This window comes from Mediterraneibacter sp. NSJ-151 (assembly GCF_022487435.1).
In the GTDB taxonomy this organism is placed as follows: Bacteria; Bacillota; Clostridia; order Lachnospirales; family Lachnospiraceae; genus Schaedlerella; species Schaedlerella hominis.
In genome coordinates this window covers 25,944-49,458 of the sequence record NZ_JAKVPP010000004.1, presented here as the reverse complement: position 1 = coordinate 49,458, position 23,515 = coordinate 25,944, and the positions used below count along the sequence as shown (strand labels likewise).

Annotated in this window: 21 protein-coding genes and 1 pseudogene; 2 read left to right on the top strand and 20 right to left on the bottom strand. The window is 39.8% G+C overall.

Features of this window, described 5'->3' with window-relative positions; genetic code table 11:
• Positions 1 to 36: 36 nt before the first annotated feature.
• From LQE94_RS16295 to LQE94_RS04875, 16 genes and pseudogenes are all read right to left on the bottom strand, one after another.
• Complete coding sequence (locus LQE94_RS16295; RefSeq protein WP_330422673.1) at positions 37 to 207, bottom strand: winged helix-turn-helix domain-containing protein; 171 nt, start codon at positions 205 to 207, stop codon at positions 37 to 39.
• The gene (locus LQE94_RS16290; protein WP_330422669.1) at positions 208 to 450 is read right to left on the bottom strand and encodes a hypothetical protein; all 243 of its coding nucleotides are present in this window, start codon (positions 448 to 450) and stop codon (positions 208 to 210) included. It lies immediately after the preceding gene.
• 144 nt (positions 451 to 594) lie between these two features.
• Complete coding sequence (locus tag LQE94_RS04940) at positions 595 to 3,009, bottom strand: ABC transporter permease (protein WP_118699248.1); 2,415 nt, start codon at positions 3,007 to 3,009, stop codon at positions 595 to 597.
• 13 nt (positions 3,010 to 3,022) lie between these two features.
• Positions 3,023 to 3,688, bottom strand: coding sequence for an ABC transporter ATP-binding protein (locus LQE94_RS04935; protein ID WP_118699247.1), 666 nt, complete (start codon positions 3,686 to 3,688; stop codon positions 3,023 to 3,025).
• 105 nt (positions 3,689 to 3,793) lie between these two features.
• The gene (locus LQE94_RS04930) at positions 3,794 to 4,825 is read right to left on the bottom strand and encodes a sensor histidine kinase (RefSeq protein ID WP_118699246.1); all 1,032 of its coding nucleotides are present in this window, start codon (positions 4,823 to 4,825) and stop codon (positions 3,794 to 3,796) included.
• A complete protein-coding gene (locus tag LQE94_RS04925; RefSeq protein ID WP_118699245.1) occupies positions 4,822 to 5,514 on the bottom strand; it encodes a response regulator transcription factor in 693 nt (230 codons plus the stop codon). Before LQE94_RS04925 ends, LQE94_RS04930 begins: the two co-directional genes overlap by 4 nt.
• Before the next feature lie 346 nt (positions 5,515 to 5,860).
• Positions 5,861 to 6,282: pseudogene (locus LQE94_RS04920) on the bottom strand (DUF2000 domain-containing protein).
• A complete protein-coding gene (locus LQE94_RS04915) occupies positions 6,266 to 7,180 on the bottom strand; it encodes a DMT family transporter (RefSeq protein WP_118699243.1) in 915 nt (304 codons plus the stop codon). Before LQE94_RS04915 ends, LQE94_RS04920 begins: the two are co-directional and overlap by 17 nt.
• Positions 7,170 to 8,015, bottom strand: a complete 846-nt coding sequence (locus LQE94_RS04910) for a helix-turn-helix domain-containing protein (RefSeq protein WP_128867690.1) — start codon at positions 8,013 to 8,015, stop codon at positions 7,170 to 7,172. The genes LQE94_RS04915 and LQE94_RS04910 overlap by 11 nt, the downstream gene beginning before the upstream one ends.
• A 110-nt stretch (positions 8,016 to 8,125) precedes the next feature.
• Positions 8,126 to 8,416, bottom strand: coding sequence for a hypothetical protein (locus LQE94_RS04905; protein ID WP_118699241.1), 291 nt, complete (start codon positions 8,414 to 8,416; stop codon positions 8,126 to 8,128).
• Between the two features lie 471 nt (positions 8,417 to 8,887).
• A complete protein-coding gene (locus LQE94_RS04900; protein WP_330427685.1) occupies positions 8,888 to 9,301 on the bottom strand; it encodes a winged helix-turn-helix domain-containing protein in 414 nt (137 codons plus the stop codon).
• A gap of 75 nt (positions 9,302 to 9,376) precedes the next feature.
• Complete coding sequence (locus tag LQE94_RS04895; RefSeq protein ID WP_118699240.1) at positions 9,377 to 10,276, bottom strand: sensor histidine kinase; 900 nt, start codon at positions 10,274 to 10,276, stop codon at positions 9,377 to 9,379.
• Positions 10,277 to 10,287: 11 nt separating this feature from the next.
• Entirely contained in the window at positions 10,288 to 11,025 is a 738-nt protein-coding gene (locus LQE94_RS04890; RefSeq protein ID WP_240577153.1) for an ABC transporter permease, read from the bottom strand.
• Positions 11,026 to 11,040: 15 nt separating this feature from the next.
• On the bottom strand, positions 11,041 to 11,736 hold the full coding sequence (locus LQE94_RS04885) for an ABC transporter permease (RefSeq protein ID WP_240577152.1): 696 nt from the start codon (positions 11,734 to 11,736) through the stop codon (positions 11,041 to 11,043).
• Complete coding sequence (locus LQE94_RS04880; RefSeq protein WP_128867691.1) at positions 11,714 to 12,652, bottom strand: ABC transporter ATP-binding protein; 939 nt, start codon at positions 12,650 to 12,652, stop codon at positions 11,714 to 11,716. The genes LQE94_RS04885 and LQE94_RS04880 overlap by 23 nt, the downstream gene beginning before the upstream one ends.
• A 101-nt stretch (positions 12,653 to 12,753) precedes the next feature.
• Positions 12,754 to 13,440 (bottom strand): response regulator transcription factor, encoded by a 687-nt coding sequence (locus LQE94_RS04875; protein WP_240577151.1) that lies wholly within the window; start codon positions 13,438 to 13,440, stop codon positions 12,754 to 12,756.
• A gap of 419 nt (positions 13,441 to 13,859) precedes the next feature.
• Here LQE94_RS04875 and LQE94_RS04870 point away from each other — a divergent pair, with 419 nt between their 5' ends.
• The gene (locus LQE94_RS04870; RefSeq protein ID WP_117547092.1) at positions 13,860 to 14,237 is read left to right on the top strand and encodes a plasmid mobilization protein; all 378 of its coding nucleotides are present in this window, start codon (positions 13,860 to 13,862) and stop codon (positions 14,235 to 14,237) included.
• Positions 14,224 to 15,870 carry a relaxase/mobilization nuclease domain-containing protein gene (locus tag LQE94_RS04865; protein WP_117547091.1) on the top strand — a complete coding sequence of 549 codons (1,647 nt, stop codon included), beginning with the start codon at positions 14,224 to 14,226 and terminating at the stop codon, positions 15,868 to 15,870. The genes LQE94_RS04870 and LQE94_RS04865 overlap by 14 nt, the downstream gene beginning before the upstream one ends.
• A gap of 49 nt (positions 15,871 to 15,919) precedes the next feature.
• Here the strand turns inward: LQE94_RS04865 and LQE94_RS04860 are convergent, their stop codons facing one another.
• The 4 genes from LQE94_RS04860 to LQE94_RS04845 all read right to left on the bottom strand — a co-directional run bounded on the left by LQE94_RS04860 (position 15,920) and on the right by LQE94_RS04845 (position 23,508).
• The gene (locus LQE94_RS04860; RefSeq protein ID WP_117547090.1) at positions 15,920 to 16,837 is read right to left on the bottom strand and encodes an Abi family protein; all 918 of its coding nucleotides are present in this window, start codon (positions 16,835 to 16,837) and stop codon (positions 15,920 to 15,922) included.
• Positions 16,838 to 16,985: 148 nt separating this feature from the next.
• Entirely contained in the window at positions 16,986 to 17,906 is a 921-nt protein-coding gene (locus LQE94_RS04855) for a YodL domain-containing protein (RefSeq protein WP_117547089.1), read from the bottom strand.
• A complete protein-coding gene (locus LQE94_RS04850; RefSeq protein ID WP_015540966.1) occupies positions 17,903 to 18,154 on the bottom strand; it encodes a transposon-transfer assisting family protein in 252 nt (83 codons plus the stop codon). The genes LQE94_RS04855 and LQE94_RS04850 overlap by 4 nt, the downstream gene beginning before the upstream one ends.
• Positions 18,151 to 23,508: an LPD16 domain-containing protein gene (locus LQE94_RS04845; protein ID WP_240577150.1), complete on the bottom strand. Its 5,358-nt coding sequence runs from the start codon at positions 23,506 to 23,508 to the stop codon at positions 18,151 to 18,153. Before LQE94_RS04845 ends, LQE94_RS04850 begins: the two co-directional genes overlap by 4 nt.
• Positions 23,509 to 23,515: the final 7 nt, after the last annotated feature.

Genomic DNA, 23,515 nt, shown 5'->3' with positions numbered 1-23,515 from the left:
GAAAAAGCAAAAAATAAACAGTAATCTGGATTATTTTCACAGACCACTGCTTAAATTTTTATTAAAGCGATACCCAACTCCCCACACTGTCTGTATGTACATTGGTTTACTTGGATCATCTTCTATTTTCTCACGTAGGTTACGAATATGGCTCATGACAATGTTATGATTGCCAAAATAAGGTTCTTTCCAAACACGATTGTATATCTACTCCTTACTGAATACTATTCCGGCATTTTGTGCTAACAACAATAAGATTTCAAACTCTGTGTAAGTCAACTCAATCTCATTATCTTCCCGAACCACAATCCGCTTATATTCATCAATGCGAAGTCCATCAAATATCAGTTTTCGTTTATTGACAATCTGCTGTCGTAAGACTTCTGTTTCCTCATTCAAACATGATAAAATATTGTTGATAATATGTTCTTCGTTATCTTCAAAGGACAAAATCAGCAACTTCCCAAAAGCACCACCTTCCTTTATGCTTTCCTTTCTATGATTGTAAACACACTACACCACTTAATTCAAAGAAATCGGATAAAGTTGAAAATCAGCGAAGCAGCATTTATTAATTACTCCGCTGATTTACTGCTATTCTTCCCGTATGGCAGGCAAAATTTCCGCTTTCTTTAATTCAACTTTGGCATATGCTACAAAAATCAGATAAATACCTCCCATAACAGCAACAAGCGCTATGAGGAACAGCCACGGCAATTTCAACGAAATACAATGGTTTACTGCATCCAAGCGTTGACATGCTGCGATGCTGATAAGTCCTCCAAATGCAAGAGAAACCAACAGGGAGCCACCAAGGTAACTACCAATCTCTCGGTCTAACATTGATTTTAGCTGCTTCTGCGTTGCTCCAACGGCCTTCAGCAGGCCAAACTCTCGTTTCCTGTTCTGAAAATCAACCATAAGCATATTCATAAGACTGATACTTCCAAAGACAAACAGAATAGCAGAGGCCATATACAGAGCATTTATAGAGGCTCTATATTGATGCTGAATATTTTTTATCGTTTGATCAATCGTATTTACTTCTATTTTTCCATTTTCATCCGCAATCTCCTGAACTGCAGTCAAAACTTCGTCAAAATGTCCGTCTGAATTTTTGACTGCCAGAATACCCGTCTGCTCTGTTATTCCTGTCAGTTTCTCTGCTGTATCATAAGTCATCATGAAGTAGGGACTTCCGGGAACGACCGGGCTATTCTCCATCAAATCAGACCTGTTGTATGTGCCTACAACAACGGCTTCCACATTAAAGATACTGCCATCAAAAGATCTGCCCTCAATCTTCAAAGTATCGCCAACCTGTGCTATACCTTCTTCAACCAATATTCCATTTTTCTCAACCATATCGTCGTAATCTGCCGTTCCAGAGGATAGCACTGCCTGCTTTTCTTCCGTCTGCTCCCGGTTTAAGGTTGGAAAGAAATCTGAAATGCTCGTGATAGAACCACTTCCGCCCGAAAAAGTAACCGTCATATAAACGCTGTCGAATGCAGTGATTTTTTCTACCCCGTCTATCTTTTCTAATTCCTGCATCAGTGTCTGATCCTCAAGCGGATTTTCTTCCAGCTGCAATTTTGCACTTCCGTATGGCTCCGCTTCGTTATCAAAGGAACTACCCACTGTATTTTTTATTTGTATAAGAATGTTACCAGCTGGATAATATTTAAAGCTCGCCTGTTTTTCCGGATCAATAGAACCAGCAACCGTAGAAGTAACCAGTAAAAGAGCACCGCTCACTCCAAGCATTAGCAGTGTCAAAGCTGCCTTTTGCCTATTTCTTTGTATATTTAATTTTGCCAGATGAGACGGCGTAAGTTTCCGATGCAATTTCGGACTGTTTTTTGCCTTTCCGGCATACGTGAGATATTTCGCACCCTCTACCGGGGAAGTGTTCATTGCTACCCGGACAGGCTTAAAAATGGCAATATTCACTGTCATAAAGGCTACTGCGGCGATCAGTACAGCATAAATAACTGTTGTTTTCAGCTGAAATCCGTCAGGACAACCAATAAATCCAATCAGTGCGCCAATGACAAGACCTAGAGGAATACCCGTCAAGGCATATAACCGTCCCTCTTTTCCTGCCATCCGCTTAATCTGCCTTTTTGTCATGCCAAGTGTCCGCAGTTGCCCAAACATCTGAACATTTTTTACAATCTTTGTGTAAAAGACACCATAGACAATCGTTGCCGCCAGAATAGCCGTCAATGCCGCCAGTAATGGCACTGGAATCGGAATACCCGATGTGATCACCCCCGACATAACAGCAATATATTCTGTAAGCATTACCTGTTCCTCGACGATGCCTGTATTTTGTATTGCTTTGCTGGCAAAATCAAGAATCGCCGTGGAGCTTATGGCATCTGTATTCAGCCTTGTATATGCTGTAACCTGAAAAGAATCTTTTGCCAAATCTCGGGCAAGCTCTTTACTGACATAAATAAAATATCCGTTGCTTTCCTTTGTGTCGTCCAGAATACCAGAAAGCGTATATTCCGCTTTCTGCCCTGTGCCGGTCACGTCAAGGGAAATAACATCGCCAGGTTTATACGCTTTTCCTAAAAAGTCAATATAATTCTGCGGAAGCATAATCTCATTTTCTTTCTGCGGCACACTTCCCTGTAAAGTCTTTTCTTCCTGATGCAACAAGTAATCTTCATCTCCATAAGCAACCGTAATTGTTTTATCATCCACATAAAAAAAGCCAATAGCGGAATATTCTCCGATCCATGAAATATCTTTGTTTTGGCGCAGCAAAGCTGTCTGTTCATCCGTAACTCCCAAAATGCCAATCTGTGCTTTATTCCTCTGTGTGTTCTTAAATTCCTCTTGTGTTCCTGTTGATATTAGGATAATCGAAAAAACCATACAGACAGAGAGGGCGATTGTCAAAAGCAAAAAAGTCTTGCTTCTCTTATCCGCTTTCATACTCCTATCTGCCAATTTCTTTACAATGGCGCTTGTATCATTTTCAAAAGGCCAAGTCATAGCCGTCACCTCCTTACTCCATGATTTTTCCGTCCTCAATGCGGACAATTCGATCCGCAAGACGGGCAATGTCATTATTGTGGGTAATCATCACGACGGTTTGCCGGAACTTGGCACTGGTACGCTTGATAAGTCCAAGCACCTCAGCGCTGGTCTTGCTGTCAAGGTTGCCAGTCGGCTCGTCAGCCAGCACAATGGCCGGTTTGGTAATTAGGGCACGGGCAATCGCCACACGCTGTTGCTGACCGCCTGAAAGATTATTTGGCATATTTTTTAATTTATTTTCCAACCCCAGCAGGTGAATAATTTCATCCAAAAACTTCTGATCCACCGTGTCCCCGTCCAGCTCCACCGGCAGGACAATGTTCTCATATACATTCAGAATGGGAACAAGGTTATAATTCTGGAAGATAAAACCGATGTTGCGGCGTCTAAAAATGGTAAGCTGCTCGTCGTTCTTTTTGGCCAGTTCCTCGCCACGGACAACCACGGTTCCGCTGGTGGGAGTGTCCAGTCCTCCCATCATGTGAAGCAGAGTGGATTTTCCGCTGCCGGATGTTCCCACAACGGCCACAAACTCGCCGTCTTCTACGGAGAAGTTTACACCGTCCAATGCGCGGGTAATGTTTGGCTCTGTGCCGTAATACTTTTTCAGGTCAATGGTTTGTAAAACGCTCATATTCAAAACTCCTTTCAAGGCCTTCTGCCTGTTGATAAGGGTATTGTAAAGTCCAAATGTCCGCAAAATGTTACAGCTGTCAAAAAATTTCATTGAAACTGCATTCTATTTTATCGGCAGCATAATGGAAAATTCTGAACCCTTGCCCGGCTCTGAAACCACTTTGATATAGCCGCCCTGCTGCGTTACAATCTCCCGGGTCAGATACAAACCAATGCCCACGCCCTGCTGTTCATGTACTTCTTCTTCACGATAGAAGCGCCGGAAAATAGCCGCCTGATTGCTTTCGGAAATACCCTTTCCCGTGTCGGCTACTTTGATTTCCACATACATTTCCCACAGTACCACCGACACCGTAATTTTCCCACCTGCCAGAGTGTACTTCACCGCATTGTCCAGCAAATTAAAAAGAGCTTCGGACGTCCACTTGCTGTCATGGGAAATCGTCAAATTCTCCGGGCAGTCCACTGACACGGCAATTTTCTTTTTCTCTGCCGCATACACGATTCCACTCATAGCCTGTGCCACGGTGTCAAAAAGTCGGCCCGGTTTCTTGTCCAACTGAATTACACCTGTTTCCAGCCGTGAAGTTTTCACCAAAGCCTGAAAGAGAAAGTCCAGCTTATCCGTCTGGTTGCGAATTCCCCAGATAAAGTCCATACGCTCTGACTCAGGCATGGGCCTCTCCAGCAATGTATCCGTCGCCATTTTCAGATTGCTTACCGGTGTTTTCACCTGATGGGAAATATCTGATACAAGAGCCTGTAACTCCTGCCGTTCCTCGTCCACAAGACGGCGGTTTTTCTGCATAATCTGATAAAGCCTTGCAAGCCGGTGTCCAATCCTTGCAAGCTGGGTTTCGCTGTCCTCTGGGCGTTTTGGTGCTTCATTCCCAGCAATCATGTGGTCTAAGGTCTGGCACAGCTCAGCGGTAAACTGTGATAGCCGCTTTCCAAACGCCTGCGTCAATACGAACATTCCTACAAATGCACACAGCAGCAATGCCCCACCTGTCAGCAGAACTATCGTCTGTTTTGTCACAAGGAACATGGCTATGGTGATTCCGGACATGGAGAGGATAAGCCCCAGTGCCACCCACCCAAACATTTTCTTTACCGAGAGGTTCTTATACTTCATTTTATCTCACCTCCCGTCCATTGATATCCCATACCATACACGGTCTTGATATAGGGTGCTCCGCAATCGGATTCGATTTTGTTGCGAAGTCGGCTAATGGCGGTTGTCAAAGTATGTTCATCCACATATTTCTCATCTATATCCCACAGTTTTTCCAAAAGCTGTCCACGAGTCAGTACCTGCCGGGGATTTTTACGGAACAGGTTCAGCATTTTGTACTCCATTGGAGATAAAATCAGGGGATTTCCATTCAAAGAAGCCGTCTGCTCCGAAAAGTCCAGAAACAGCCGTCCATCGTTGTAAATATCTTTTGCCGGTCTATGGTGTTCCAGCATGGCGAACATGGCTTTAATTTTCCGCTGCAATGCCCCGATCACAAAGGGCTTTGTGATGTAGTCCACTGCGCCCATCTCATAGCCCCGTATCTGGTCGCTCTCCTGATCGTTGGCGGTCAGAAAAATCACAATGGTGTCCGGGTACTGAGGCTTGATTAACTTGCACAGTTCAAACCCGTTACCGTCCGGCAGATTGATGTCCAGCAGCACTAAATCAAATTCCCGCTGGCGGATGGCATCGGCTGCGTTTCTGGTGTTTAGAACAGAAGTCACATCGTAGCCGTCTGCGGTCAGGTTATAGGTCAACATCTTATTTAAAAAACTGTCGTCCTCGACAATTAAAATCTGCTTCATATCCTCACTTCCTTCGCTTTTTTACAAATAGTATAACAGGAAAATGTCCGCAGAATGTTACATCTCCGTAGATTTAATGATTTTTTGCTGCCCTGCACATAATCCCTGCCGTACTCGGTGCTTCATACGCCCCGTCTGCTCTCAGACAGAGAAAGAAATCCTTTAACAGAGACAGCCGATAAAGGAAACACCGCCAGCTCGTAATTACTGACGGTGTTTTGTTTTAATAATTACATTCTTTTTTGATTTCATTCTCTATACGATGAAACGAAATGTATACTTTTATTCTCTGACTTCATCTATAATTCTTGACTGTTGACTGGCTCGGCTGGCTTTGCTATCCAAACTATCGCAGTAGTGGCATACTACCTGTTAATTTGTTTACTTTCTTTTTTGACCGCAAATTGCGATTCCTAAATAGTTCAAATCAATTTCAGATACTTCTTTCATTTTCTCTATAAATTCATCATAGGTCTTACAGCCTTGTGCCAAATCGGAAAAATCAACTACTGTTAAATCGGAAAAATCTGGTTCATAAAGTCTTTCACGGATTGCCTTTATGCTTTCGGCATTACCTTTCAAAATAGGAACAGGAAATTCAATAATGCCTAAATGATCATTTCCTGTTTTGTCGGTAACATCTGCACCAACTACTTCCGGCATTTTCTTTCCTAATGTAATTCCCATAATTGCTGCCGTATTTGCTATAATCCCCAATGGCAAGTGTTCATCAATTACCATAACGCATTTTTCATTCTGTAAATCCATTACTTTCAACCTCTTTTCTTATATGCTTTTTTTCGGAAATAAGCAGCCCTGCTAATGTCAAAATAGTTCCAATCCCTGTTATCCATGTAAAGGGTTCGTGAATAATCAGAACCGAAGCTGCTACGGTTATAACAGGAACTAGATAAATGCAAATGCTCGTCTTAACTGCTCCTAATATTTTTACAGCAAAATTCCATGTGACAAAACAAAGTGCAGACGCTCCTAATCCCAAAAACAGAATGTTCAGCAGATAGGTCATGTTTGCGAACCGGCTCAAATCCAATTCGAAGTCAAACAGAAACAACGCCGGTATCATAAACAGGATGCCATAAAAGAACACTCGCCGGGTTGTCAAAATCGTATTGTAGCCAAAGCTGCTGATCTTCCTTGTGAGAATAGAATAGCACGCCCATAGAAACGCAGCCAGCAACGCTAATAAGTCACCGATAGGATTAAGCTGCAAGGAGGCACCATTAAAGCTGATTAACCCAATCCCCAGCATTGCAACAATAAATCCAATGAAGAAATTTGCCCGCAGCTTTTCGTCTTGCTTCAAAAATAAGTGAGACAGAATAGCTGTAAAAAAGGGGGCAACTGAAATAATCACGCCTACATTTGAAGCTATTGTATATGTAAGGGCGATATTTTCCAGCAAATAGTATAGGCACACTCCACATAACCCCGCTGCAACAAAAACACTCTCTTGCTTAATTGTCGTTCCTTTCAATCGGTGGGGATAGACAATCATCAAAGCCAACAATCCCATCAAAAATCGGAAAAACAGTATTTCTATCGGTTGAAAATCTACTAATAGTACTTTTGTGGAGATAAATGTTGTTCCCCAAATCAGAATAGTAACCAAAGCCGCCAAATGACCTTTCGCTGTACTATTCGCCATGTTGTTCACCTCCCGTCCCATCGCCTTTCAGAAATATTTCCCTGTAAACACCGGGAGCTAAACCAATAAAACGATTAAAGTAATTTGTGAAGTGGCTTTGGTCGGAAAATCCCGTCTGCAAAGCTGCTTCAATAGGAGCCACTCCTTGCTCTAACAATTTTTTTGCTGCTCCAATACGGATATTTTCCAAATAGCAATAAGGAGTGACTCCTTTTGATTTGGTGAAAGCCCGTAACAAGGTAGATTTGCTTAATCCAGCATGGCAACATATCTGGTCTAAATAAATGCGTTCTGTAAAGTGTTCCTCCATAAAAGCGCAGGCTTGTTCGATTTCTTCCCGACATTCGGGAATACACTCTTCAAAAGGCTGTCCGTATCGTTGAATAAGCAACGACAACATGAAAAGCAGACTTTCTTCTTTTCCAAATTCAAGCGAACCGTTCATTACAAGTTCATGGAGTGGTCGCAAATAGCAAGTGATTTCTTCATCACAAATTACATTTTGCGAAAATCCCGGCAGTTCCCGTTTCCCTGTGACTTCTTCTGCCAAATCCAGCATGACTTCTTTTGTGATATTAAATCCCCGGTAATCCAATGTACCGTCATCTGTCTGAATGCACGCATGGCTATCGCCCGGATTGAACAGAATGACATTGCCTTTGCCGATTGTGTATTCTTGGTTTCTGCACGATAAACAGCGTTCTCCTCCTTCTACAAAACCTATCACATAATATTCGTGGAAATGGTTGGGAAACGGCTGCACAACACCTTCAAAACGGTAGGCTTCCAAACGGAGTTCATCATCATAGACTACCGTCTTTATTTCTTTTCTCATGTGCTATTCCTCCTTGCCAACGCTCATTGTATCACTTGGATTTTCATAAGGCTTGTAAAATATCTTCAAAATTCGGAATTGTGGGGCTGCTATCTATCAAATTCTTGTTGTTACTTTATGGCATATGAGCATTCCTGTAAGGGATGTAGCAGTTCTTCCTGTTTGTTTAGCGGAACAGGGATCTCAGTAAACGTGATTTCTGAAGATGAGGCGGCTGGCGGCATCCGCATTTGCCCATACGCTTCTTTGCGGGACTTTTGGAGCCAGTAATAATAAGATTTTTCTTTGATACCATTGTCAGCGAGCCATTGCTTCACCGTCATATTTGCCGGCATTTGCTGACATTCATTTACGATATTCAACCAGTTGCTGCGTCTTACATCATGAATTGATTGATCCATGTTTCAGTCCTCCTCTAAAAAATTAGCTAGTTTTTTCGTGTTTTTTAGAGTACCTCATAAATGCACAATTCAGACTAGGCGAGTGGTTTGACATTTACATTAGTTCTTACAGTTTTGTAAGAACACAGAAAATTTTGTAAGAACACAGAAAAGCAACTGTCTTTTCCATATTCGGAAGCTACTGTGATGGCTGTACGATTTATGCATCAGTTTCCATGAATAATAACAACTGTATCGTCTGCGTTGAAGATAACGGTATAGGCGTTTCTGATGAACAAATAGAAAAACTCAATCTCACACCACATTATATGGTCTGCGATACAAACACTACCGAACAATGACATGGTTTAGGACTGCTGATTGTAAAGCAGATTATGGACGATCACAGTGAATATGATGGTTTCAAATCAGAACTTATCATCCCACGATAAAGTATATTTTGAAAATAATAAACAGCGATCTGGATTATTTTCACAGACCGCTGCTTAAATTTTTATTAAAGCGATACCCAACTCCCCATACTGTTTGTATGTAAATCGGTTTACTTGGGTTATCTTCTATTTTCCCACGCAAATTGCGGATATGACTCATGACAATGTTATGATCACCGAAGTAAGGCTCTTTCCAAACATGATTGTATATCTGCTCCTTACTGAATACTATTCCAGCATTTTGTGCTAATAACAATAAGATTTCAAATTCTGTATAGGTTAATTCAATCTCTTTATCTTCACGAACCACAATCCGCTTCGGTTCATCTATACAAAGTCCATTAAAGCAAATGTTTCCATTATAAGTCGCCCCATACTGTACAATTTTAGTTTCGCCATCTACATATGATAAAATGCGTTCTAACATATCTTCTTCATTATCGTTAACTGTCAAAATTAAAACTCTCCCAAATAACCACCTCTTTTCAGCATCTGTAATTAATATTTATATTGATGCACCTTCACCACTTCATAATTCAAGAATGATACTAAGTCTATTAGATTGAATTTTTGCAGCAATACTTCCTCCAAGAATTTCAACAAGTCCCTTAACTACCGCAAGTCCCAAGCCTGTACTTCCATCATGTCGTGATTTATCGCCAGTATAAAAACGGTCAAACAATCGATTACAATCAATTTCAAAATTATCATGTATTGGATTTTCAATAGTAAATATAATGCCACTATCTTCTTTCTGTAAAAGTGTTATTTTTATTATTCCAGCCGAATACTTAATTGCATTTGTCAATAAATTTTGTAAAATTCGTTCTAACATATTTCTATCAGAATATACGTATATCGAATAATCAGGGAGATTTATTTCTGGTAAAATATTCTTTTTTTCTAATGCCACCGCATTTTCTGTAATCAAATTTATCAGTAAATTTGATATATTAAACGTTTCCTTTTCGGGAACAGTTTGTTGTTCCTCTAAAATTGAAAGGTCATAGAATGTTTCTACTAATTCTTTCATTTTTTCAGCTTTACCTAAAATGGTTTTTATACGCTGTGCTTGACTGGATTCTAAATTTTCTTTTTGTAATAATTGTAAGTGTCCCAGAATGACTGTGAGTGGAGTGCGTAAATCATGTGATATATTGGCAACTGATTCTTTTAAATATTCTTCATTGCGTAATACGCTCGCAATAGCATGTCTCTGTCTAATATTATATTGATTAAGTATACCAGCCAACCTCTCTAAATCTTTATCAATTAGAGAAATGTCTAACATCTGTTCCGAATTTCCACAATTCAATTCTTTCACTTGATCCGCAAGGTTGCGGATTTGTTTTTTTAATTGAATATATCGAAATAGCAGTATTAAGAAAAATCCAGTTATGATAAGTAAAATCCATTCTATGTTAGACATTTTTCCTCCATCTATTTAAAATCACATTTACAAAATTTTATCCAAGAAAGTAATACTAGTATGCCAATCCATATAATTCCTACCAAAATAGCAATCGGCTGAAAAAGCGGTGTCATGCTAACTGCAATTCTGATTTGATAAGTAGGCAAGAAACTAACTGGTAGTTTTAACATCATTCCATATCCAAGATACAGGCTAAGACCAAAAATAATAATTGCTGTAACTGAAGTTGCTTTTATAGAATCCTGTAAATAACAACAAACAAGTATAGCAATTAAGAATATCGCACTGTTTAACAGGCAAGAATAAAGAATTGCTTTTATTATATTGTAAAAAAACATTCCTCCATCTTCAATACCAAAACGTCCAAATTCTTTTATGCACCCTCCGACTGGATATACAAGTGCCATAACATTAAAAGCAATCAAATACGATATTATTTTACTTGTAAAAATCCGTTTTCTGGAATGTCCTGCACTGATCTCTAAATTTATTGTTCTCTTAGAAAATTCCTGTCCTAAAATCAAAGCAAGTATGCCCGATATGATAATAAGAAGAAATGTAGAATCATATACCATTCCATTAAAAATATCTGCTAGAGAAGACGCAATTTCTTCTGTCGGTCCCATGACTTCTGTAACATAAGTATCCGCTGTAAAAAATCCCATAACAAAGATTCCAATCATGCTACACCAGTAGAGAGAATTATGTAATAACTGATATTTTTCCATTTTTAATAATTTATCCATTAAAATCGCCCCCAGCTATTTCAAATCTATATGTAAAAAAACATTACCTGCAACCATGTACAAAATGACATTCCATAAAAAATCCACAAGCAAGAAAAAATCTATCGAATAGAACTTTTGCAATGAAATCAATCGAAGTTGTCCCATTGGCAATATTTTTATAATAGTCTGTGCATATTCACTGTTCATGAAAAAAATCATAACAAAAAATAAAACCATTGAAATCGCCAGTGTTCTTCCCATATCCCGAAAAATGAAAGCAAGAAATATCGGTAATGTACACATTGTTATCATGGCAAGTAGCGTTACTAAAAGTATAGTATATCCGTTATCTCTCCAAATAAATTTTTCTTTCATGCAAAATTGACTAATAACTCCATGCATAAGCAATGGAAATATAAGAATGATAATACAACCTATTTGAGATACAATCACTTTTGCCCACAATATACAACTTCTTTTATGTCCGGCAGTAATATATGTATTTAAAGTTCTTCTACCTAAATCGCTTCCAATAAATAATGCTATAAATACAATAATTAGAAAATAGAGTAATGGAACATTGTATAAGGACGCCATAATTAAATTGGAAGATTTCCCCTTACTATCCAATAGTAATATAGTGCTTAAAAAGAGATTGAATATTCCAATTCCCCAAAAATACCAACTATGAAACAATTTATATAATTCAGTTTTTAGGAGATTTGACATCTTTCATTCCTCCTATTTTACTTAGAAAGTAATCTTCCAAAGTATCGCCTGATACCGAAAGCCCTGTAACAAGAATGTGCGACTCTGCCAGGATAGACGCAACAAGCTCTAAATCATTTAAATAATCATACAATCGAATCGTGCCATCCGGCATGAGTCTAAAGTTATCTGTATGGAGATTATCTTCTAAAACCATCACTGTTTTCTGGACATCTGTAGTTTTTATTGAAATATGACGTTTGCAACGTTCATTTAAATCATGGTCAGAAATTTCCTCTATAATTTTTCCATGGTCAATCAGAATAAATTCTGATGCCGTTTGATACAGTTCTTCCAGAATATGACTGGAAACCAAAATAGTCATTCCATATTCCTTGTTTAAGGATTTTAATAAATTTCTGATTTCTACAATTCCAGCAGGGTCAAGACCATTGATGGGCTCATCTAAAATCAACAACTCTGGCGTGTTTAAAAGCGCAATCGCTATTCCCAATCGCTGACGCATACCTAATGAGAAATTACGAACACTTTTTTTACCTGTATCTTGCAACCCAACCATATCTAACGTTCTTTTAATAATTGATTTGTCTGGTATACCACGTTGGATACGCTGTACTTCCATATTCTGATATGCAGTCATTGCTGGAAATAGTGCAGGGGTTTCAATCATACATCCAATTCGTTTGCGTTGTTTCTGCAATTCTTCTTTACTTGACTTTCCCCATAAAGCAAGTGTGCCGCTTGTAGGAAATGCAAGTCCAGTGACTAATCTTAAAAATGTAGTCTTTCCAGCTCCATTCTGACCAATAAATCCATAAATTTTGCCTTTTTTAATTTGTAAATTTATGTGGTCTAATGCTATTGTCTGTTTATATTCTTTGGTTAAGCCTCGTGCTTCTAAAATAATTGAATTCATACTCCAAACCTCCTTTACTTTAAACATTATAATAAGTAATCATAAAGAATTTCTTAAATATGAAAGATAAGAGCTAAAAAAAGAATAAAGCCAAGGAATTGTTAATCCTTAGCTTTATGTAAACGATAGCCAATACCCCAGACAGTATCTATAAATTCTTTATCAGGGCATATAGCTTTTAATTTGTTTCGCAAATTGCTGATATGAACATTCAGAGTATTATCTTCGGTAAAATATTCTGTATTCCAAATACTTTGAAAAAGATTTGATTTTGAAAACACTTTATCTGGATATTTCATCAATAATTCCAAAATTGCAAATTCTTTGGCAGTCAACGACAATTCTACTCCATTTAAAGTTGCTGTATTTTTTTCTAAGTCCAAAGATAAATTGTCATAATGTAAACATTCTGCCGAACCATTTTGAAACTGTATTCTCCGCAGATTACTTTCAATTCTGGCAAGCACCTCTTCCATATCAAAAGGCTTTGTAATATAATCATCTGCACCCAGTCGAAGCAAGTCAATTTTATTTTGTGTAGTTTCTTTTGCTGAGATAATAATAACAGGCATTGTAAATTGTTTACGTATATCAGCTAAAATAATATCACCGCTTCGATAAGGAAGCATAATATCAAGTATAATCAAATCAATTTTTTCTTTGCGTAAGAAATCTAAAACATGAAGTCCATCATATTGACAATGTACAGCATATCCATTTTCTCTTAAAAAGTCAGCAAGAAGCGTATTTATTTCTATATCATCTTCAATAATCACTATTTTCTTCATTATTGTACCCCGTTTCTATAATGTACTTTCTCATTATATATTTTCATGACGATTTTCTCAATACCATTGTACCTCTCAATTATATATGTGACATCATATGAAATACCACAATATTTATTCAAAAAACATTCTATATTTGAACTACTCTTTTCCTTTTTTTATGTAAATTGGCTTATATATAAAGCAATCATTTTTAGAGCAAGTTTCGCAATGTCAGACAAAAACCCCTACGGGATTTTGTCTGCCTTGCAACTTGATGGGGATTTCGTTTCCCCATACCCTCGACCACAACCAAAGATGTGTGTATTGGTTCCCATTTGCATGGTCACAGCGTGATGCTTTTTCATCACTTGCTTTCACAGCTTACTGTGAACTTTCTATTTTTCCTGCGGAACCTTTATACCAGAAAGGAACATTGAATGACACGACCACAAAAAGAAACGGACATGAAACGAGAACACCGGGTAACCATCCGCTTGACAGATACAGAGTTTTCTATCATAGAAAATGCAGCAACACAGGCAGAAATGAGTATTTCAGAATACATGAGAACTCAAACTATGGAAGGAAAGGTAAATGCACGATTTGAAATTGTTGCTGACGTCAATCAGATTAAAAAACTAATCGGTGAGTTTGGTAAGATTGGCAGCAACCTAAATCAGATTGCCCGATATTTTAATCAGGGTGGAATCCTCTCTTCAGAAATGAGAAATGAAATCCGAAAGTCTCTCCGGGATATTTATGAAATGAAATATGAAGTGATGAAAATGGCAGGTGATTTCCGTGGCAGTAATTAAACATATCGCAAGCAAAAACTCTGACTACGGAGAATCGGAACGGTATCTTATCTTCCAACACAACGAGTATACGCAAAAACCGATTCTGGATAAAGAAGGACATATGATGTTGAGAGAAGAATATTATCTGGACGGTCTGAACTGTGATCCATTCTCTTTTGCATCTGAATGTCAGGAGCTGAACAGCTACTACCACAAGAACAAAAACTTCAATGAGATAAAATCCCATCATTATATCATCAGCTTCGACCCGAAAGACAGGGATGAATGTGGATTGACCGGTGAACGTGCCCAGCAACTTGGATTAACTTTTGCAAAGAAAAATTTCCCCGGTCATCAGGCTTTAGTCTGCACTCATACTGATGGTCATAACGAAAGTGGAAATATCCATGTACACATCGTAATCAACAGTCTCCGTAAATATGACATACCACAAGAACCCTATATGGAATTTGACTGTGAAGCAAAAGCCGGATACAAGCACCATCTAAGCACAGCATACCTTATCCATTTAAAACAGGAAGTTATGGATATGTGTAAAAAAGAAGGACTACATCAGGTTGATCTGCTCACTCCTGCTGAAAGAAAAATCACAGAAAAAGAATATTGGGCACAACGCCGGGGACAGGAAAAACTCGATAAGTTAAATCAGAAAATGAAAGAAGATGGAATCACTCCAAAGGGAACTCGTTACCAGACAGAGAAACAATTTCTTCGTGACGCTATTGATGATGCTGCAAGTACCGCCCGATCACCAGAAGAATTTTCAAAAATCCTTGATGAAAAATATCACATTATCTTCAAGATCAGTCGAAACCGGTACAGCTATCTTCACCCTGGCAGAAAAAAATATATCACTGGAAGAAATCTTGGAACCAGATACACAGAAGATTTTCTCTTGAAAACATTTGAGGAAAACACAAAATCCCATAAAGAACAGAAAGAAGAAATTCTGGAACAGCAGACTCCGAATACTTCCACAGATTCGCCAACTGTTCCTTTCTCCGATACTTCTGCTATCCCTGCACCATTCATTTTCATAAAATCAGATCTCCGGCTTGTCATAGATCTGCAAACCTGTATTAAAGCACAGCAGAGCGAAGCCTATGCTCAAAAAGTAAAGCTCACCAATTTAAAGCAGATGGCTCAGACTGTTGCCTACATACAGGAACATGGCTATGATTCTCTTGATGATTTCCATGCAGCACTCGATCAGGCATCAGACCAGACCAGTGCTTCCAGAAAATCTTTAAAAGATACTGAACAGCAACTTAAAGATGTGAATGAGCAGATTCATTTTACCGGACAATATCTGGCATATAAAAATGTGTACGCAGATTATCGCAAAAGCCGAAACAAGGAGAAATTTTATGAAGAACACCAGGCAGAACTTTCCCTGTATGACGCAGCCCTCCGAACACTCAGAGAAAAATCTGGCGGGAATAAATTGCCTTCCATGAAAGCTCTCTATGCTGAAAAGGACCGGCTTGTTGAATTGAAGGATAGACAGCGTGAAGATTTTTCTAATCACCGGGATTATGAACGGGAACTTCGCACTGTGTCTGCGAATATTGATATGATTCTTAAGAAGAATTACGAGCAACTACATGATAGAAAAGAGCCAAATTTATAGAGACACATTAAAAGGGACAGATTGCTCCTCTGTCCCTAAAAATATATCTCTATTTTTCTAACTGCTTATACCAATCTTCCGGAAACCCTATATGTCTCAATGATATATCATTCTCATATTCTTCTACAATAGCTTTTAATTCTATCAAGACTTTGTTGATCCATTCTTTTTTGTCTGGATATAATAATTTTAATACAAGTATTTGTGAAAACAATTTTCTGTTTGGTGACATTTCTAATTCCCTTGGCATTTTGGGTAATGCGGGAAATGACCAATAATACAGCCTTGAATAATGTGCGCAACGGTTTCTTAAATCAGTGATGCAACGTAACCAGCTTTTTAAACAGGCCACTGATGTACCATATAATTCTTTTGCTAAATATTTCTGGTCACCAGACTGCAAATCTGCATAAAAGTAGGACAACATTCCCATTGAAAAAAATTCAACAATAACCCATATAGGAAAATTTCCGCCATACTTTTCTTTATGGTGCTGAACTACTGATGTACTTTTATTTTCCTCTATACATACATTTAACAGTTTCACAAACTTTTCATGATTGTGCCTGTCATTGTAAATAGCCCCATCCATATATCCTAAAGCCCCATGAACATGTCCACTGTAATAGGCTAATTGCGTTCTTAAATATAATTCAACTTTTTCTATATAATTAAATAATACACCACGCAATCTACTGTCAAATTCATAGATTCTTTGAATTCTGTGAAAGTTTATATTCGAAAAATACGTCCCATCCTTTTTTCTAAACGGAAGGAAATAAGCAGATAATCTATAATAATTCGCCTGTTTTAAAAATCTGATACATTCTGTATCATTATCTATAATAAAACCCTTTTCTTTAATAATTTCAACTTGTTGAGCAAAGGTTTTCGGTTGTTTCATTACCTGTACAGTTGCTTCATTATTTTTCAACTTTTCATTTTTAATTTCACTTGTATTCACCATTATTTCTCCAAAAATAAAAATGTCTCCCCATGGGACACATCACTTGCGTGAGAGGTGCGGGGAGTCCTGTTAATGTTATGATATGATATTCGAGAGAAAAAATCAACCATTTTTTTATATTACCCTCAAAAATTCTGGCAAGACTTTTTTACTTCTTCTTCCTTTCCATTTCTTCTTCCATCGCCTTCTGTTGTTGTGGCTGTCCTTTGCCTTGACTGGCTATCTTCTTCTGATGATTGCGGAGCCGTTTCAGTACCGATCTCCGTGGAGCGTTCTTATCCTTTTTCTTTGGAGTGTTGTTCATCAGTCCGTCAATCATATTGTAATTGGCTTCTTCTGCCATCTCTGCACTGCGAAGATATTCTCCATTATCCATGACCTTCTGCCAGTTTGCCAGCTCTGGTTTCTTCTTTTGTGTTTCTCCGGATTGTAATTGTTCGGTCTGGGATTGTACCTGCATTTCCTGTTGTTTCTTTTGTTCCTGTGCCTGCTCTGCCTGTTGCTGCATGAAGTTCTGGATGTTCCGTCTGGCTTCTTCATCAAAGCCATTGTAACAGTCATTCATAACTACGGCACCTTCTTCACTAAGAATCACATAGGCTGCTCTTGTCCCATACTCCTCATGTTCCATCAGAAACCATTTCTTTTCGTTCATCAGGATATAATCCTGTGCAAGCCATGTCCCTTTCTTTCCTTCGATTTCATATCCGGTCGTATCAATGGAGAGTCTGGTATCGGAAGAACTTTTGATTGTGAGAAATTCCGGAATGATGATAAAACCATCTTTGTTGACATAGTAAGCTGTGGTTTTTCCATCGTCGGTGATGACGATCACATCACTGCAACCAATGGAATGACCTCTGAAGTTCTTCGGTCGCTGTTTCTGTAAACGGAGTTTAATGTCAGCCGGAGTTTCCCCCGGCTGGATTCTTCCAATATACACCTGCTGATAGTTTTCTATCTGGACTGTTCTTCCTTCGCCTTTCAGTTTCTCGTAAGAACGGAAACGGACATCCCGGTACTCTGGGGTATCTTTTACCTGATATACTGCACACTGACTTGTACTCATTCTTCTTCCTCCTCTTCCAGTTCCATTTTATATTCTTCCAGATCCATAAGAAAAACCTCATATCCTTCATCACTCATGCAGAACAGTTTTCTTATGGTATTGCAGACAAGCCCGATCATATCTGCATCGCCTTTCAAAAAAGGAATGATATGGTCGATTGCCTCCATTGTGTCATTTCGGTTTCCTTTATCAAACATTGCGGTTACTAAACATTCATCCGCATCAAAGTTCATCGCCAGATCCATCATAATTCCACCTCTCCCTTCTTATGTGTCTTGGATTTTTCCGTTGTCTTATTCTGCTCCTGTGCTTTTGCCCTTGCCTGAAAATCTTTTAAAGACTGCAGCACAGACTTCTTCACTTCACCTTTTGCTCTGCTTGCAGGTTCCGCTTTTTGTGGCTGGCTCTGACTTACAGATACCGCCTGCTCTGCCCTTCTGTCTGCCGTAATCGCAGAAGGTTTCTCTCCACTTTCTATTACTGTTTCTGCCGCATGTTCCGTTTCCTGCACCCTTCCATGCTTTTCATCCAGATACTTTTCCATATCTGTGATTGCTTTCTGCACCAGAGGGCTTTCTTTATAGTGTGGAATCATATCTATCAGATCACGCCGTATCCGGTCTGCACTCATCAACTCATATTCCCCAGAATAATCTTCATCACCATCTTGCAGATCAAATCCGATTCCTTTAATCCCATGCAGTCTCTCTGCTGGGATACTCTCATATATTTTAATGGCTTCTTCTAAAGTGAGGTTATTATGGTACTCTCCCATGACTGGAAACTCCATGCACTCTGCGACATAAAAACTGATCGTGGCTTCTGGCTGTTCCTGCTCCGGCTGTTTGTCAAAGATAGAAAATCTCTCTGCGTCCTCCAGACGTGAAAGTAAAGAATGGGCAGTTATAATATCGCTGTCTATATCGGATTCTTCAGATACCTCAAGCAGCCAGTCCTTGACAGCCTCTGTTTTCTTATTCAAAATATCCTCCGTGAGTTTCTCCACCTGTTCTTCTCTATTTTCAACCGTATCGTTATACTCATAGGTATCAACGTCATAGCTAAAATTATCCAGATCCACGGCAAGTTTTTTAATCTCCTGCTGGTCAAGATATTTTTCAGATTCTTTTATATACTCTGCCAGAGTGATTCGCTCCTCTGCAATCGGGTTAATGTCCACCTGGATTCCTGCCATCGCTATGCCGGATTCATTTAAGGCATTGAAAAAGCTATCTTCTCGAATATCACCTTTATAGGAAAGAACCACATCAAGGTCAGAATCTTCCCGGTAAAGGTCTTGTCTGCTTCTGGAACCATACACCCTTGCAGCAAGCAGCTCTACCTCTTGTTCCATTCCCATATCTTCTAATACTGCCTGTGCATGATACAGGACACCTCTTTCAACTTCTGCCCTGCTCAGGCTATTTAATGCCCGTTCATTTCTTCCAATCTCCGAAGTCGCACGAAGTTCCCCCTCCTGCAATAAATCCTTAGAGTGCTGGATCGTCATTTCTTCAAATTCTTTATAATCCACTTTGACACATTCCATGTCATCCATTCTTTCACTTTTAAGGATTTCATAAGCTGCTTCCTGAATGGATGCGTCTGGATTATCGTAATCACCACCCTGAATTTCATGCAGGTCAGAGTCATAAAAAATAAACGAATATCCTTCTTCTGTTGCCTGAATAGTCAGATACCCTTTGCTCCTGGTAAACTGCATTGCAATTCCTTCATAGGTTTGCAGTGCTTCTTCCCTGCGAAATCCTTCAAAAATACTTGCCGGGCAGTTCTTTTCTAATTGCACCCGCTGCATCTGTTCTTCCTGAACTTCTTCCACATCTGCCATCAGTTCTTCATAATCCACTACTTTTGCATCTTCCAGCGAGTACCCTTTATCTTCTAAAATATCACTGGCGGCTTCATCCACATAGATTGTCGGATTGTCATAGATTCCTCCATCATCCTCCTGATAATCTTCATTGTAAAACGTATAATCATAGCCATCTTCTACGGTCTGGATTGTAAAGTATTGTTTTCCAATCTGATATGCAATCTGCACCTCATTCCACTCCAGTATATTTTCCATTTTATTTACCGCTTCATATATTTCCGGATTCAGCCACCCTCCGATCTGTTCATATGCATGGGTAAGCTGATCTATTCCGTTTTCACACCGGATAAAATCCATGCTTTCCTGCATTGTTTCCGTATTCTGGATACCAAGCACTTTTTTCTGATGATTTGGCAAACGTAAATATTCCTGCATCGCTTCATCCAGTGATTCATACCGGTTTACTTTTACTACACCCTCTGCATTTACATCTTCCATCACATAAAAATTATCAATGTAATGAATCTCTGGCATTTTTAACTTTATGCCTTCCGGCAGCTGCACCTCACTGACTGCATGAAAATTAAATCGGACATCTGTTCCGGATTCATTTTTTCCTTCCATCGTTTCTTCCCAGGTATCTTTCTGCACTGCCTGTACTTCTTCGATTGTAAGTGTCTGTCCACTCCGCAGGGTTACAGCAGAATCTTTCGGGAATTCCGGCAAGTCATAAAGTGTTGTTCCATTTTCCTGCAAATATTCTAATACAGCTTCCAATGCTCCTGCATCAAACCCATTCCATAAGTCCTCCGCTACAAGCTGTCCATTTTCTGCTACGATAATGCCTGCCACATCGGAACCAAATTCATCATGTTCCATTAAGAAAAACTTCTCCCCGGCATATTCCTTTTCATCAACCGTATGCCATGTCCCGTTATGTCCTTCTGCTTCATATCCTCTTGTCTCTGCCGTGATCGTCACTTCGTTTTCTCCTATCGCCTGTTCTATCCTCTGCATCCGGATCTCAGCTCTTGCCATGTCGATAAACCCATCTAAAACTGCCGGGTGGCTTTCGATCACATAATCCAGATTCAGATTTCTGCCCCGGCTGATATTTTCCGGGACTTCGATATGCTCCGCCCAGTCTTTGTTCTGTCTGGAGAATCTTCCATCATGGGAAAGTTCACGGATGGTGTTTGCCATAACAAAATTCATACGTTCTTCCCCAAAGCGTTCCACGGCTTCTTTTGCCGCATCCTGCTTTAAGTGCAGTCCGTCAAAATTCTCCCGGATGGTTTCTTCGATTGCCTTCTTGCAGTCCAGGTTTAACTTTCTGGAATCCAAATAGGCATCTACATCCCGTTCTCCCATTGCCTGTTCCAATGTTCCTTTATAAACTGGCGGATATGCCCTGACGGAATTATGTTCCAGCATGTTCCTTCTCTGCTGGACAAACTCCGGAAGTTCCTGAAATCCAAAAGAATCTACATAATAGGCTGTGATCTCTGCACCCCTGTTTATCACGATCACATCACTTACCGATAATGAATGTCCACGGAAATCTTCTGGTCGGTCAATGTTAAAGCGTTCAAATATATTTTCTAACGTGATCGTTGGCATCCATGGTGCTGCATAAACCATCCGGTAATCCTTTCCGTCAATGGTATATCCCAGACTCTTTGCGGATTCCATTCCCATAAACTGATAAGTATGCTCATCTCCACTATCCATCTGATAAATGGCAAACCTTCCGCTTTCTCCATGCAGAAGAAGTGTCTCATCAATCTTTTCTGCACTCTGCTGTTCCAGTGCCTCCTGCTTTGTAGCAGAGGCTTCTCTTTCTTTCTGCACTTCCCATTCTGTTTCTGTGATTCCAAAGATACCGTCATATCCAAGAATTGCATTTTCTGTGTCTACAAGTGTGGATTCTGCCAGTTGCGGATTGTCGGAATTTCCATGTAACACATAAATTTCTGCCCCTCCACGGTACAATTCATATGCCCGGTCTTTCGTAAGCGGAAGCATATGGTCTAACCGGATTCCTGCCTCGTGCATTTCGGTAAAACCGATCATGCCATCCGGAAAATTGTCAATCTGTGCCTGTGTTTCATTCATAAGGCTCCTCGTATATTCACTTCCCGGTCTGCGGATTGCCGTCATCATACGGTTCACCAGTCCAAGCACTTCATCTTTGTTATCCATCTTATATGCAAAATTTACAATAAGATTTCTCTGGGAATCTGTGAAATCTCCCGTATTGGCAGCTTCTGCTGTTTCAATCAGACGGTGGGCATACTGCATGGCTGTTTCTTCTGCAATTTCCGGTTCCTTCGCTGGGAAGTTCGCCCTCGCTGCCTGGATCACTTCATACACCAGCTTTGAACCGGCTTCATCATAAGATTCCCTCATATCCCATACCAGGTCATTCAGTCTTTCCACCTGTCCAGGGAAGGTTTCTGCATATTCATTTACAAATGCCTTTTCATTTTCCGAAAAAATATTTCTTGGAAACTCTGCTTTTTGCACCAACATCTCTGCCTGATCTTTCGGAGAAAGGTCAGAAAAATAAGTAATGCCTGTGTCAGCATCATATTCCACATCATAAAAATCAATCGGATAGTTCTCTCCGTGCCCACTGCTGTCATACAGCGGTGTGACGGCAGCACCTTTTTCTTCCAGAAAACTTTCCAGTGGTTTTTCATTTTCCTCTATCTCACCACTTTCCAGAAGGCGGACGTATTCACCCACATTCTGCTCTAATTGTTCCCTGCTCATGTTTTCGATCAGATCATAAGTAAACTCGGAACCCATGCTGCCTGAAAGATGCAGAATTAAATCTTCCTTATGAAAAGTATCCCGGATTGGTCTTTCCATTTCCAGCTCGTGCATCTGTGTCTCGATATTCTCAATGACTTCCGCAGACGTTTTCCGGATGGTATCCATAGATGCCCGGAGTGCTTTCATATCCTTGCTCTCACACCAGCTGGCAATATAGGTAAAAGAGTATTCTGAAGTATCCAGACCAAAGTGGTTGCAGACAATATAGGCAATACTTTCTGCTTCTACTTCTTTGGTTGTCCGGTCTTTTAAAATCCCTTCCGCATCCATTACCTCCCGGTCATGCAGCAATGCGTGGCTTACTTCATGGACTCCGGTTTTCATGGTCTGGAGATTACTCATATTTTCCTGAATTGCGATATATTTTTCTGTCTGATGATAATACCCCTTTGCTTCCCCTTCTATCTCCATCATGCGGATTGGCACAGGGGAAATGTTCTGCAATGCTTCCATGAACGTGTCATAAAACTGTACGCTCCCGGTAAGTTCCGGTACTTCCAGCTCTGCAATCGGTTCTCCCTCTGTCTGGCTGACATCAAATACTGTTGTCACACGGAACCTTGGAATGACCATCTCAACAATCTCTGTTTCCGGCTGACCGTCATCCCCGATCACCGGCTCTTTGGTCACCAGGTCAATCTTTTCAATCTCCTGTTTCTCACGGATGGGTGCCGGTGCGATGATCTGGATTCCTTTTTCCCCTCTCTTTACATGGCGGTTAAACTTCTTCTGCCATGCCTGATACCCTGCCACCAGAGTAGCCTCCGGTTTCTGCATGGTGATCAGAAGGGTGTTATTAAAACTGTAATTATGGAACTTGGACATGGTATTCAGATATTCCGTATACCGTTCCGAAGTAAAAATCTCCTTTACGCCCTGTTCCAGACGTTCCGATATTTCCTTTAACTGTTTCTCTATATTATTTGCCATATAAAAA

What these genes read in the sequence shown, in the direction of transcription:
- LQE94_RS04940 (WP_118699248.1), bottom strand. Translation starts at nt 3,009, where the DNA reads ATGACTTGGCCTTTTGAAAATGATACAAGCGCCATTGTAAAGAAATTG.
- LQE94_RS04935 (WP_118699247.1), bottom strand. Translation starts at nt 3,688, where the DNA reads ATGAGCGTTTTACAAACCATTGACCTGAAAAAGTATTACGGCACAGAG.
- LQE94_RS04930 (WP_118699246.1), bottom strand. Translation starts at nt 4,825, where the DNA reads ATGAAGTATAAGAACCTCTCGGTAAAGAAAATGTTTGGGTGGGTGGCA.
- LQE94_RS04925 (WP_118699245.1), bottom strand. Translation starts at nt 5,514, where the DNA reads ATGAAGCAGATTTTAATTGTCGAGGACGACAGTTTTTTAAATAAGATG.
- LQE94_RS04915 (WP_118699243.1), bottom strand. Translation starts at nt 7,180, where the DNA reads ATGGCGAATAGTACAGCGAAAGGTCATTTGGCGGCTTTGGTTACTATT.
- LQE94_RS04910 (WP_128867690.1), bottom strand. Translation starts at nt 8,015, where the DNA reads ATGAGAAAAGAAATAAAGACGGTAGTCTATGATGATGAACTCCGTTTG.
- LQE94_RS04905 (WP_118699241.1), bottom strand. Translation starts at nt 8,416, where the DNA reads ATGGATCAATCAATTCATGATGTAAGACGCAGCAACTGGTTGAATATC.
- LQE94_RS04895 (WP_118699240.1), bottom strand. Translation starts at nt 10,276, where the DNA reads ATGTCTAACATAGAATGGATTTTACTTATCATAACTGGATTTTTCTTA.
- LQE94_RS04890 (WP_240577153.1), bottom strand. Translation starts at nt 11,025, where the DNA reads ATGGATAAATTATTAAAAATGGAAAAATATCAGTTATTACATAATTCT.
- LQE94_RS04885 (WP_240577152.1), bottom strand. Translation starts at nt 11,736, where the DNA reads ATGTCAAATCTCCTAAAAACTGAATTATATAAATTGTTTCATAGTTGG.
- LQE94_RS04880 (WP_128867691.1), bottom strand. Translation starts at nt 12,652, where the DNA reads ATGAATTCAATTATTTTAGAAGCACGAGGCTTAACCAAAGAATATAAA.
- LQE94_RS04875 (WP_240577151.1), bottom strand. Translation starts at nt 13,440, where the DNA reads ATGAAGAAAATAGTGATTATTGAAGATGATATAGAAATAAATACGCTT.
- LQE94_RS04870 (WP_117547092.1), top strand. Translation starts at nt 13,860, where the DNA reads ATGACACGACCACAAAAAGAAACGGACATGAAACGAGAACACCGGGTA.
- LQE94_RS04860 (WP_117547090.1), bottom strand. Translation starts at nt 16,837, where the DNA reads ATGGTGAATACAAGTGAAATTAAAAATGAAAAGTTGAAAAATAATGAA.
- LQE94_RS04855 (WP_117547089.1), bottom strand. Translation starts at nt 17,906, where the DNA reads ATGAGTACAAGTCAGTGTGCAGTATATCAGGTAAAAGATACCCCAGAG.
- LQE94_RS04850 (WP_015540966.1), bottom strand. Translation starts at nt 18,154, where the DNA reads ATGATGGATCTGGCGATGAACTTTGATGCGGATGAATGTTTAGTAACC.
- LQE94_RS04845 (WP_240577150.1), bottom strand. Translation starts at nt 23,508, where the DNA reads ATGGCAAATAATATAGAGAAACAGTTAAAGGAAATATCGGAACGTCTG.